The organism is Chlamydia felis Fe/C-56 (assembly GCF_000009945.1).
GTDB lineage: Bacteria > Chlamydiota > Chlamydiia > Chlamydiales > Chlamydiaceae > Chlamydia > Chlamydia felis.
In genome coordinates, this window is record NC_007899.1 from 804,517 (window position 1) to 817,486 (window position 12,970).

Genomic DNA, 12,970 nt, shown 5'->3' on the forward strand with positions numbered 1-12,970 from the left:
GTAGAGTGAGTAATGTCCCGTAATGATTTGGATTCCCTAGCTCAAGAGCTGAGTTTTTTACAAAATCAATTAGACTCTCTTGACTCTTTGGATGATATTTTAGTTACGTATGAAAAAATGTTTTCCCTGATACATCAGGGTTTAAACGAGATCTTAGTCAAAGATCAACAATGTTACATTCTTTCTGTGCAATCTAATGGAACCATTTTAAAGGATGCCTTAGATCAGCCTGTTTTACAAACATTTGCGATGACTATAAGACTATGACTTCCCAAGTTTCTTCTATTTTAAGTCGAATTTCTTCCCCTACAGATTTAAAAAATCTTTCTCTTGCTGAGCTTTCTCTTCTTGCTGAGCAGATGCGTCATAAAATTATTTCTGTTCTTACCAATACTGGAGGGCATTTAGCTTCTAACTTAGGCATCATAGAAGTAACTATAGCTTTGCATTATGTTTTTTCCTCTACTGAGGATAAGTTTATTTTTGATGTCGGCCATCAAGCCTATCCGCATAAATTACTCACGGGACGAAATACTGAGGAGTTTGATCGGATTCGCCACGATGGGGGTCTGAGTGGGTTCACCTCACCCTCGGAAAGCATGCACGATCTATTTTTTTCTGGTCATGCAGGTAATGCCCTATCTTTAGCCTTGGGGATGGCTAAAGCTACTGAGGATTCTAGAACTCACATTCTTCCCATCCTTGGTGACGCAGCTTTTTCCTGTGGATTAACTTTAGAAGCTTTGAATAATATCAGCTCGAATCTATCTAAATTTATTGTTATTTTAAATGACAATAACATGTCGATTTCGCAAAACGTTGGCGTCATGTCTAAGAATTTGTCGCGATGGATTCACCATCCCAAATTCAGTTTATTTTCTCGAAAGATAGAAAAATGGCTAACCAAGATCCCACGTTATGGCAATGGTATATCTAAGCGTTCTCATAAGCTATCTACCTGCTTAAAATCTTTATTTTGTCCGATTCCTATTTTTGAGCAGTTTAACTTGGCCTATATGGGTCCTGTAGATGGTCACAATATAAAAAGGCTTATCTCTGTATTTCAAACTGCGCGAGATTTACCATTTCCAGTTCTTATTCATATTTGCACAACTAAAGGTAAGGGTTTGGAAATCGCTCAAGAAAACCCAGAAAAATATCATGGGGTGACAGCGAATTTTAACTCTTCTGAAAAAAATAAATTACTTCCAACTATTAAGCCTCAGCTCACTTACCCGGATGTTTTCGGACAAACAGTGTGCAAACTTGGAGAAACTTCTCCGAATTTACATATTGTTACTCCTGCGATGTCCTTAGGATCTCGCTTAGAAGCATTTAAAGAAAAATTTCCTAAGCGTTTCATAGATGTGGGGATTGCCGAGGGACATGCTGTGACTTTTTCAGCGGGCATTGCCAAAGCTAAATCTCCTGTTATTTGTTCCATCTACTCGACATTCTTACATCGTGCTTTAGACAATGTTTTCCACGATGTATGTTTACAAGGTCTCCCTGTAATCTTAGCGATAGATCGTGCAGGTTTAGCCTATGGGGACGGCTGCAGTCATCATGGCATTTACGATATAAGTTTTCTTCGTGCCATGCCTAATATGATTATTTGCCAGCCGAGAAGCGCGATTGTTTTACAGCAGTTACTTCAATCGTCTCTACAATGGAACATGCCTTCGGCGATTCGTTATCCTAATATTGCTGCGATTCAAAGAGATCCTATTGCTACGGATGTGAATATGCACAGAGATCCGGGATTAGGAGAAATCCTCAGTCAGGGAGAGGATATTTTGATCATAGGTTTGGGTCATATGTGTAATACTGCGCTATCTATCAAACTGCAGTTGCTCACCCATGGGATTTCTGCAACTGTGGTAGATCCTGTATTTATCAAACCTTTTGATAACAATCTATTTAGCATTCTATTAATGCATCATTCTAAAGTCATTATTATAGAAGAGCACTCTATTCGGGGTGGGTTAGCTTCAGAATTCAATGATTTTTTAGCTACGTACGGCTTTAAAGTTGATGTCTTACACTTCGGCATTCCTGATGCGTTCTTTTCTCATGGGGACAAAGAAAGCTTATTAAAAAGAGTGGGCTTGGATACTGAAAGCATGGTTAAACGTATTCTCACACACTTTAATTTCCGGACAAAAACCTCCCCATCTAACAAGTTAAGCATTGTTTAACACTGTTAGATTCAGATGTGTTCTTTAAGCCCCTCTATTACCCTATTACAGACGCTACAAATGTAGTTTTCCTACAACAGCGGCTAAAAGGTGATAAATATAATGTAGGAAGGCACTGATCTGCTTGCAGCATAACTGGGGATAGCATTGGAAGGCAGGGAATGTAATAATTACGCGTACGTACTTTAGAATAGTATAACCAAGTCTCCATAAGAGCTTCCTAGAGTCTTTATTGTATTATAAAAAACCAGAATTCCACAGGGTTCATCCCCTATTCTTCTGTTAATCTCGACGGAAGATAATATCACATTGTGTTTTCTATTTCTTTCTTTTTTGTTCAAAAAACATTTCTATAAAAAACAAATTAAAAGCTTATGCATTTAATTTATATTTTAAGTTTGCAAATCAAAAAATACTTATTAGAAGATTCTAAGTTCTGACTAAGAGTTCAAGGAAAGGAGCTGGAAAAGTTTAAGATATTCATCGAGAGAAAGGGTCTCTGGACGGGTTTTTTCAGAAAAGTTTAACTGGTTTAGAGCAGAGAAAACTAGATCTTTAGGATAAAGGTTTTTAAGAGCATTAGCTAATAATTTTCGTCTTTGTCCAAAAGCAGCTCGAGTTAAAGAAAAGAATTTCTTATGTAGAGATTCTTCAAGAGGAAATGTGTCTTTAACTGTCATATGAACAACAGCTGAGGACACTTGAGGTTTTGGGAAAAAACATCCTGAACTAACTTTAAAGGCGTAGCGTACGTCAGCAAAAAATTGTAAAAATATAGTTAGAGATCCGTATTCCTTCCCTCCGGGTTGTGCGGTAATACGTCGTGCGACCTCGTCTTGCATCATTACCGTGATAGTTTTCCATTGGTTAGGGACTTCTAAGAATAATTTCGTTAATAAGGGAGTTGTAATATGATAAGGTAGGTTCGCAACGACTCTTCCCTTCCCTTGCCAACCTTTCTCTTGCAACTGAGATAAGGGATACTTACACGCATCTGTGATTTCTAGATCTATAGGAAGTTGCTTTAGTGTTTCCTCAAACATGGGATCTTTTTCCAAAGCAACGACATGAGCACCTTGATTAACAAGAACTTCAGTAAGAGCTCCGAATCCGGGACCGATTTCCAGAACCCAATCCCCTGCTTCTACGCAAGACACAGCAAGGATTTTTCTTAGAATATTCCCATCTATCAAAAAGTTCTGTGATAGGCCTTTTTTAGGATGACCGTGGACTTGAGCTAGGAAGCGGGTAAGTTGATCAGGGGAACTGCGTGACAAGAGATCTCCTAAAGCCATGAAAATAGAGGAGGAGCTTCTTCAGAAAGCAGTTTAGCAATCATTGAAGAGTCAAATCCATAGCGTGCGCGCAATTTCATCTTATACTGACTTTCTATAGTCTCGGCATAATTCATAAATAGCGTCTGCTTAATCTGAGTTTCTATTTCTTCTAGGGGTTGCATGGTCATTGCAGATTTATCAAGAAGCACATAAAGCTTATATCCTGACTTATGAGCTTTAGGCTGGCTACAAATAGTTAGTGGATAGTTTACAGTGGATAATTCCATTTTATGAGCTTCGGACAACTCTTTGTCATTGCGTGTAAACTCCTCGGAGCAGACAAACTGCCCTCCTTGAGAAAGAGCAAGAGCAGATAAACGTTCTTTATTCCAGCTTTGTGTTTCATTTAACCTAGCGCAGACTTTATCAGCAATTTGACTCGATAACGACTCTGTAGCTGCTTTAATCGTAACGACTCTGTATTTCCATACAGTAGTTTTTGCTGCATCTTCAGCCAGCTGATTATAATGTTCGCGAATTTTTCCTGGGGTAACTTTCAACATTACCTTAGAACGCACCATCATACCCATAACTCTCTGAGCAATCAGGGTGCGATTTACCACGTTGAAAATATCTTCAGGAGTCATCTCAAAATGTACATAAAACTGAGATAAGTCCCTACCAAACATCGCTTCAATTTCTTGATTCACTGTCGTAGAATCCACCTGGATTTTTTTAGCCTTAGCATCGGCAACCATAAGAAACTCGTCTATTACAGATTCCAAAACGACTGGCCACATGGCTGTGTAGTATTGCGAACGCGCAGGATAGGAATCTACAAGCTGGGGATAGGAAGAAGCAAAAAGAAGATTGAGCTTATGGATAACATCTAAAGTGGTAACAACATTATCTTCATCGACTTTAAATAACACACGATCATGAATAGCAATTCCTGCAGGATCTTCAGGGATTTTTTCTGCAAGACTTGGATACTCGCGTTGTGCAGGGAGAGAACTTTCATGTCCTGGTAAAACTCCTACCGAACAAACCAAACCCACCAAAGAGAAAACGCTTAGTGTTTTGTTCTTCATGATTTGCTACTCCCTAATGGTTGACATGTCTAGGGATTAACTATAAGAAATTAACCAAATTTTGGCCACTTAGAGAAAAATCTTCATGAGAAAAGCATGAAAGACAAAGGGTTAATTTGAATGTAGATAGGTGCGAAATGCTTCAATATTAGAAAATTTCCTTCCCACTCCTGATTCTAAAAGACAAATTACCGAAGACGTTTGACCTTCCTTAGGGATCAAGCTGTGTTCGTATTCAGGAAGAATTGCTTCTAAAAATTCTCGATCTCGCGCGCTCATCCAAACAAGGGAAACTTGAGGAAGAAACAATCCTGCAAAGCAGGATAGGATGGCTTCACGGTCTTGCTCGTTAGCTAAAGAAATAAGAATTTTTTTATGTTTGCGTGAAAAATAAGATTGCGCAGCTATGAGACTCCCTAAGGAAGAAAACTTATGGGTATGCCATCGAGCTTGAGCTATCTGCAGAATGTCTTCAGCATAAGTAAGGTAGTGTTTTTTTTCTGTAAGCATATGCAATTTTATCAAAGCCTGGCACACAAGAGCATTTCCTGATATAGTCTCCCCATCAGAGAGATTCTCCTGTTTTAAAAGCAATGCGGCATCTCGACCGTCTGTGGTGTAAAATCCCCCACTTTCGGAACGAAAGGATAAGATCACCTCTTTCATGAGATCTTCTGCCAATAGCAACCATTTGGCTCCGCAGCCCGTCTCATACAGAGCTAGGGCCCCTAAAATAACTCCTGCGTAATCTTCTAGGCCTCCGGCATATTTTGCTTCTCCATCACGCCATCTACGCAGTACCGTAGAATGTTTGCATAAATTTTCACAGATAAACTCTCCGCATTTCTTTGCTACATCGATATAGTAGGCATCGCCGAGAATTCTTCCTGCATAAGCTAATGTGTAGACCATCCAGCCATTTTGGAATGTAAGAGACAGGTCATCTTTAAATGGTCTAACCTTAGTCGCCCTATACATGCGTAACTTTTCCTTAAGCCTGTCGATAATCTCGTGGAATTCTTCAACACTACAGCCGTACTTATCTGCGATCTCTTCGGTATCGATATTCGAAGGAATATGTAGGATATTTCTTCCGTTACAAAACCCTTCTCGAGAAATCCCATAATACTCGCAAAAAATTGTGGCATTCTCTCCAAGAACTTCGCGAATTTCTTCTCCTGACCATGTAGCATACCCTCCTTCAAAATCTCCCAAATGTTCTCCATGTTCTGAGGTATAAAAAGCTCCCACGGCGGGATTGTATAGCTCAGAAAGGATATAACGGAGAGTTTGCTTAGCCACAGAGCCATACTCAGGTCTTTTCATACAAACCCAAGCGTCTAGATAGTCTAATACTAAGAAAGAATTATCCACGAGACGCTTCTCAAAACAGGGAATTAACCATTTATCATCTATGGTGTAACAGTAAAACCCGCCTGCCAAATGATCGAAAATTCCCCCATGGGCCATCATGTGTAAAGAACGGTCTACAAAGAACAAACTTCTGTTATCTTGATACTCTACCCCATAGCGTAAAAGAAATTGACTAAGCAAGGCTGGTGGGGTTTTAGGGAAAGCTTTTACCCCTCCATAATGGGGATCTACATCAAGGTATAAGGCTTCGACTGTTTTTCGAAGAGAGCTCTCTTCCAGCATCTCTTTCCTTGCACATTTTTCTATAAATGAAGCTATTTCAAGAACTTTATGAGCCTGATGAACAAGCGTTTCTCTTTCTTCAGGATCCTCCCACATCAGGTTGAGTCTTTCTATTGTCTGTGAAAATGAGGGTATACCTAGTTTTCCTTCAGCTCCCAAATAATTTGCGGAGAAAAAAGGAAGAAGATCTGGTGTTAAAAAAACATTTAATGGCCATGAGGGAGAACTTTGATGCTCCCCTGAGACCGATAACATTTGCGCAAGATCAAAATAGAGATTAGCCACATGAGGTAACTCTTCTTTATCTACTTTGATATTAATAAAATTCTCATTTAGCATCGCAGCAACTTCAGGATTTTCAAAGCTTTCCCGAAGCATCACTTGACACCACCGAGAATGAGCACACCCTATAGAGAGGAAAATTGGTTTATCTTTTTCCACAGCAAGATCAAAAGCCTCACTACACCAAGGATACCAATTTACCGGCGTATGAGCATAAAGAAGAAGGTACGGAGATTTTTCACTAATAAGTCTATTCGTATACAACGGCTGCGTCATGATAAAATAAAAAAAACAAAAGTCTATACTCCATTTTAAATCAAAAAACACACTTTTAATATGATTTTTATCCCAACACCTTTATTAACTTACTTATCTAGAATCTCATAATTCTAATTAATTTTGTTTTAATTTCCCCTCCAACAAAAGAGCTTCCCAGCTCTTTTATTTTCAACGAGTTGTTATCTAACATGTAAATTTAGAGAGACTAATTGCAATAGTGCGGGAAAGAGTTTTTGATCTTGTCGTTAGTGATTTAGGAGTCGTGAGAAAATTATGGTTGAGCTTGATTTCCTAGTAAGGAAAGCCTAAACTAGTGTATTCGCGGAAGAGTGGCAGAGTGGTCGAATGCATCTGATTCGAAATCAGAAGTTCTCTTACAGGAACCGGGGGTTCGAATCCCTTCTCTTCCATTGTTTATTTCTACACGATTAAAAAGTAGAGAATACACCCCACACTTTATAGTGAGGGTATTCTCTAATTTTCTTAAGATATTCTTCCTTAACCTTCTGGTCCAATGACATAGGCAAGTAGAGACTGAAAGTGGTCATCAGAGAGATATGCGTGCATTTGTAACCACTGCGCGTCAGCAATAGCGGGTTTATACCCCTGTAGGCGTTGCACTGCAGGACTATAATGCATGCCTATAAATTGAATATTCGCTTGTTTGCATGCGGCTTCTGCAGAAATTAGGTTATCGTGATTTGCATCTAAATAGATCACTTGTTCTGGAAGGGCTCCCACCGTTGCGAATAGGGTAGGCAGAACTTCCTCCATAGTAATTCCATTAATGAGTCCTCCGGTAAAGAGCACTTGATCTTCTATAAACATAGCGTGTTGAGGTCTAGCAAGCGTTTTCGGATGCCGCACCCATCCGTCTGCACGCATAGATAGACATGAGGAAAATCCGACTCCCAGATCTACAGAAGATTGAAGAAAATGTTTTGCCATAGGAATAGGAAGTTGAGAAACTCCCAATACCCAGGCTTGTGACAAAGATAAAGCTTCTATAACTTTAGGAATATCTGGGTGAATCAGCTCATAGTCTACAGCGAAAGACACTGCAATTCTTTCGCCAAAGGCTTTTTCAAAGGGATCTGCAACAGATTCTTTGTTTTTCAAACTTTCTAAACGCTGGTGAAACCAGGAAGAGTTTCCTACCATTTGCTTAGGGAAAATCACAGTTTCTTCTAACGCTAGTAAAACTAACGATTCTTTCTTTGCATATTTATTGACAGCCTGCACGTTAGAAACTTGGATAATACTTGCTTCTAAGGAAAATACGGAAAAGATAGCTAGGATAAAAAATATAACCTTCATAGCAACTCCCTAAAAAAATTAGTTTATTTTACAGAGCACCCCTTTAGGAGGAAATATTTTTTTATATACGATTGTCTATAACGTTTTGACTATATTGGAAAGGAATAAAAAGGGCCCTAAGCACCCTCTCAGGGGGACAGAGAGGATACTATAAGGCTTGTTTCAGATAAATAATATTAACTCTTTTGATTAAGAGAATCTAGAGATAATTGCGCTGCAGCATCGGGGATAACCGTCAATGCCTGTTCCTCTTGAATCCCTACTGCTGCGGAATAAGGATCTACATAAAAAAATAAGCTCTCTGCAGCAGGGTAATATACGAAACCTTGAAATGAGATTCCCCACCCCAGGCACTCTCGCCCTAAAGCTTTAATTTCCTCGGGATTATCAGTTAAAAACATGATGTTTTTTGGAACTTTATTTTCATAGGTAAATAGCAACTTCATAGCTTCTGAGATCTCTGAGGCTCCACAAAATAAAACCCCCTCCTGTACCAATGCGGATTCACTACATTTTGTGTTAGTGTCTAAGAAAAAATCTTGCTTAGAAAATGCCTGGGAATGCAATTCTATACCCAATTCTTTAAGGCTCTTTAATGTTGAAGAAACAGAATCGATACCCAATAAAGAAATCCCTAACAAGGAACAAGGGTAATCAGAAAGTATGCGAGCAAACTGCTCTACGAAATTTGGCTCCAAACACTTTTTTCTTATTAATGTATCTAAAATGACCTGTTCTTCATCTACACGTCTCTTAGCCTTAAAAAAATCTCCTAAACGCGTAGAAAGCTTCGATAACCTACTTTGATACCAACCTGGAGAACCTATGTACTGATGCTGAACAACGGTATCCACATTGATGCAAAATAAAGTTTCCTCTCTGTTTTTTTCTAAATGATCAAAAATATCACCAAGAGAATAGGCCATTGTCATTGGCACAAATGGTTTCTTTGCTGCTTCAGCTGGAGACAATACTCCTAAGACTGCAAAAGCAAGTACCGACATCTTAGGAAGGTATTTCAGCCGATTGATCACGTTTACCACACCTTGGTTAAAACAAGAGCAAAGTGATAATAATTTTTTGAAATAAAATCAATAAGAAAAATTTTATCCGCAAAAAAAAATTCTCCACTCTCAATCATTCTTCCTATCTAATCTCACAATAAACTCTCCTTCTCCCGAGCCTCGGATCCTTTTTGTACCCCTAAACAGGAGTAAAGTATTTTTTTGAAAAACAATAGATTTAAAAAAATTACTTTATAACAATGCCTCTGCTAAAGCGCTGGTAGTCAGAAATAAGGGCTTTACGGACAAGAAACTCTCCTAACTCTCGCTAATCAACGCTACAAAACTTAAAAAATCAAACTTCGAGAGTGAATTCGGGATACGGATTTCATCCGTAGTACAAACGCGGGATTAGAATGCACCAGAATTCACTGTTTAACCTCTTAAATAGGGTGATATTATGTGTTTTCCCGGTTGTCCTAATTTTCCTAGCATTTCATGCACTTTCACTCGAACGACTGAAACCACTAAGAATCAGAAGGAAAATAATCAAGACAATGGTAGTACTGCATCTGCACCGGTAGTGGTTACAAAACAACCGAGCCCATCAACAGTATCCACAACAGAAGTGAAATTTCTATTAAACCAAACTGAGGATAGTGGTGTTTTGGAAACTGCTGAACGTATTCAACGTCTGGTAGAGGATTCTCAACGGGTAATTCATAATCCTCAAATACAACAAGGCTGTTTAGTCTGTTACGATCAGTGTGCGCCACGCTGTGACCATCGTTGCGGATGTTTCGGACACTGGATCTGCGCCTGCTTTAAAGCCTGTTGTATTTTAGAAACACCAATGAAAACGAATATCCCTGATGTTATGCAACAGATGGATAAGCTTCATGGGCCTTTAAGTCTAGCTATGGCATTGCATGAACTGCAATGGAATATTACTGACATGGCCGTCAATAACTGCCACATATCACAAGAAGAAGAAGAATGTCTTGAGGAGACCTGTAGAAGAGCTAAAAAGAAACTTTCTGGATCTTTCATCCATTTATCTCAACAATATTTCTACGATACTACCAATGCTCTCCCGGAAGATAAACTCACGGAATCTATTCTTCCCGTCATACTTAAAATTATGAGAGAAAAATCTTGGAAACAACCTCTTTATCAAAAAGTGCCTCTGAAATGTTGGATCTTAGAACCCACATCTGACGTAAACTTACCTCAATCGCGGTTAAGTCTAGATAGGTCATCACTATCGCCTTCAACTGAAAAAAGCATGTATACGAATCCCACCCGAGCAATCGCAATAAGATACGACAAAAAGAAAATGACAAAGTTTCTCTCTAACCTAGAGGTTCTTTCTCTAGAAAGCGGAGCTACAGGAAAATTAGGGGCAAAAGAAGCGCATTTAGTAGTTACGATATTTGATGTTCTACGCATTATGAGCGCGGGAGAAGATTCCCCCCTAACAAAAACTGGTGGCTCTTTAAGTTATGAAATGGACCTGTTCATCAAACTCTTTATGTTAATTTTAACCGCCTGCGGTTATGTTCCTTTGGATGAACAAGGAAAGACTAACGTTCAGTACGACGATAAGAACAATAATCTTGTAAGCATATATCAACTAGCAATGTCCAATTATAACCAACCAGGAGATACAGAGAGCACTCAACCACCTCAACCATTAGCAACTACAGAAAAATACTCATCATATGAATCCCTCGGTGCACGCCCTAAAACAGAAAAATCTGTAGCATTTTCCTCAATTGTATCAGTTGGGTATACCTCTTCCTCCCTCACGTCTCAATCATCAATACCCCCGAGTCCCCATTCCCCCAAAAGAGGACCTCTTGTACGTCAAAATAGCGTACGCACCCGCTCCACTCCTTCGGATGATTACCGACCTCCAAATGACGAAGAATGGTTGCTAGCAATGATCAATGGAAACGATGATAGTAGTGATGATGAAGAAGATGTTGCACGTCAACGTCAACTCCTCAACAGTTCTCATAATCTAGGAAAATTGTTTGCTGCCATGAAAAAAGACTATGGAGACGTGTAATCCTTTCATGTTGAAGAGACCTTCACTTCATGTAGGAAGGTCTCTTAAATTAAAAAATATTTTATAGACTTATAATAATTTTTTTTAATAGCATGTGTCCGCCTAAATGCTTCTTAGCACACAAATGAGGATGATCCACGCTTTGGTTTCTTAAAAAATTCTCCGAACTTAGCAATGTACCTTCTATTTTCGTAAGGGCAACAGCTCTTATGAACTCATTCCCCAGTAGTATTAAAAGTGCATAAAGCCATTTAGCGAAGGATTAAGAATCGTCAACCGTAAGAGGATTCTTAGTAAAAAACATTGTTATTTATGGAGTAAATTATGTGCTGCCCTGGAATTAACGCGAGCTGGCGTTCATCTCAAGATGCCTGCTCAGAAGAAAGCCTTGCTTTAAACGGAATTTCAAAACAACCCGGATCCTCTTCAGAATTTCATCTGAAAATTGGGGATCCTTCACTATTAGACACAATTCGAGCTGCTGGAGATCTTGTTTCAGATGCCTTGAATTCTGCAAGAATTCAAAGAACCAGCCAATTCTGCCAAGATTCTTGCAGACCCTGGTGTGCTGACTCTTGCTGGAGCCCGTGCCTATGCTTTTTCGATTGTCTTTGCGCATGCATGATCACCCCAGAAGATCAAGCGGGCTCTCAAGAAAAACAAGACGAGCTATCTGAGTTTATCCAAAATCAAAGAGAGATGTTTGGACCCATTTGCGTGGGTATCGCCATGAAAAATGGTCCTTGGGACGTCTCTAAACTACTAGCTGAGGGGCATACTCTATCCGAAGAGCAGAAACAACTATTTTCTGAGAAATGTCAGGAGGCAAAAGAACAGCTAGGAAAATGCTTAAAAGGAGGATCTCAACAAGAGCTCTTTAAAATTGCCAACGCTTCTCATCATCTCCCTTCCAAAGGTTCTACAGAGATAGAAAATGTGAAAAAATCCCGCGAGGAATTTACTAGCTCCAAGACCCCCCCATCTCTTCCCACATGTTTGATTCTTTACCCCGCCGAGAATGCTGAAGGCGCTTCTAACGAACAAAGGTCAGGATATACTTTGAATCTTCAAAGATTACAGCAGCAACTCAGCCAATTGGAGGTCGTAGATTTGAACTCTAGTGAAACAAGTTGCTTAGGATTTCAATCCCGAGAAGCTGTAAGTATTTTGATTTTCACTTTAAACAAGTACGTTGATGAAGCAAAAAATACCTTTGACTCTCCGGGATTTGGATTAACTCTTGAAGAATCGAAATATCGTATTTTGCTTCTTCTTTCTTTACTCTCTTTGGGATTCGCCCCTATAGGTGCGGATCAAGAACTGCCTACATGCTTAGAGCAATTACAAAACACGAGCAAAGAACTATACAAACAAGAGAAAAACGCTCCCAAAACCTCTATCGATACACGATCCTTAATAGGAACGGAAGTAAGAGTAAGTTCTGGATCAGGATTCACTCTACCCAAGTATGGGCAGAGATCGATTATTAGCGGACGTATACCAGCGTGTGCTAATAGTGATGCTGAGGAATCATGTGTTGACGGAGTAGTACACGATACCATGAATAATGCTGAGCTTTGGGATCCTACAAATCCTAAATCTCAAGAAGCCCTTCTCAAAATGGCCAAAAACATTACAGCAATGACTTCAAGTCTATTTTTAAGATAATTATCAACACACGATTTAGAGGCGGATTTTTCCGTCTCTTCCCACAAGCTCTTCAAGTTATACATAGATCAAACAATCTTGACACGAGAAAAAAATCTTTTTCAACTAAGACAAAACTTTTCTCCTG

Annotated in this window: 10 protein-coding genes and 1 tRNA gene; 5 read left to right on the forward strand and 6 right to left on the reverse strand. The window is 39.3% G+C overall.

Annotated elements, in window-relative coordinates; genetic code table 11:
• The first annotated feature begins 12 nt into the window (after window positions 1–12).
• Together CF_RS03510 and CF_RS03515 are read left to right on the forward strand one after the other, a co-directional pair.
• Window positions 13–267, forward strand: coding sequence for a hypothetical protein (locus CF_RS03510; RefSeq protein ID WP_011458248.1), 255 nt, complete (start codon window positions 13–15; stop codon window positions 265–267).
• Entirely contained in the window at window positions 264–2,198 is a 1,935-nt protein-coding gene (locus CF_RS03515; RefSeq protein WP_011458249.1) for a 1-deoxy-D-xylulose-5-phosphate synthase, read from the forward strand. Before CF_RS03510 ends, CF_RS03515 begins: the two co-directional genes overlap by 4 nt.
• A 37-nt stretch (window positions 2,199–2,235) precedes the next feature.
• Here CF_RS03515 and CF_RS05270 read toward each other — a convergent pair whose 3' ends face one another.
• From CF_RS05270 to CF_RS03530, 4 genes are all read right to left on the reverse strand, one after another.
• The gene (locus CF_RS05270; protein WP_173023626.1) at window positions 2,236–2,409 is read right to left on the reverse strand and encodes a hypothetical protein; all 174 of its coding nucleotides are present in this window, start codon (window positions 2,407–2,409) and stop codon (window positions 2,236–2,238) included.
• 229 nt (window positions 2,410–2,638) lie between these two features.
• Entirely contained in the window at window positions 2,639–3,475 is an 837-nt protein-coding gene (rsmA, locus tag CF_RS03520; RefSeq protein WP_041468099.1) for a 16S rRNA (adenine(1518)-N(6)/adenine(1519)-N(6))-dimethyltransferase RsmA, read from the reverse strand.
• Window positions 3,476–3,483: 8 nt separating this feature from the next.
• A complete protein-coding gene (locus tag CF_RS03525) occupies window positions 3,484–4,566 on the reverse strand; it encodes a hypothetical protein (protein WP_011458251.1) in 1,083 nt (360 codons plus the stop codon).
• A gap of 111 nt (window positions 4,567–4,677) precedes the next feature.
• The gene (locus tag CF_RS03530; protein WP_011458252.1) at window positions 4,678–6,780 is read right to left on the reverse strand and encodes a thioredoxin domain-containing protein; all 2,103 of its coding nucleotides are present in this window, start codon (window positions 6,778–6,780) and stop codon (window positions 4,678–4,680) included.
• Window positions 6,781–7,106: 326 nt separating this feature from the next.
• Between CF_RS03530 and CF_RS03535 the strand changes: the two genes are divergently transcribed.
• Window positions 7,107–7,193 (forward strand) — tRNA-Ser (locus CF_RS03535).
• A gap of 88 nt (window positions 7,194–7,281) precedes the next feature.
• Here the strand turns inward: CF_RS03535 and CF_RS03540 are convergent.
• Together CF_RS03540 and CF_RS03545 are read right to left on the reverse strand one after the other, a co-directional pair.
• Window positions 7,282–8,100, reverse strand: a complete 819-nt coding sequence (locus CF_RS03540) for a DUF2608 domain-containing protein (protein WP_011458253.1) — start codon at window positions 8,098–8,100, stop codon at window positions 7,282–7,284.
• Between the two features lie 176 nt (window positions 8,101–8,276).
• Window positions 8,277–9,134 (reverse strand): DUF2608 domain-containing protein, encoded by an 858-nt coding sequence (locus CF_RS03545; RefSeq protein ID WP_011458254.1) that lies wholly within the window; start codon window positions 9,132–9,134, stop codon window positions 8,277–8,279.
• A gap of 430 nt (window positions 9,135–9,564) precedes the next feature.
• On the opposite strand from CF_RS03545, the gene CF_RS03550 reads away from it, so the two are divergent.
• Together CF_RS03550 and CF_RS03555 are read left to right on the forward strand one after the other, a co-directional pair.
• A complete protein-coding gene (locus tag CF_RS03550; protein ID WP_011458255.1) occupies window positions 9,565–11,175 on the forward strand; it encodes a hypothetical protein in 1,611 nt (536 codons plus the stop codon).
• 324 nt (window positions 11,176–11,499) lie between these two features.
• Window positions 11,500–12,843: a hypothetical protein gene (locus tag CF_RS03555; RefSeq protein ID WP_011458256.1), complete on the forward strand. Its 1,344-nt coding sequence runs from the start codon at window positions 11,500–11,502 to the stop codon at window positions 12,841–12,843.
• Window positions 12,844–12,970: the final 127 nt, after the last annotated feature.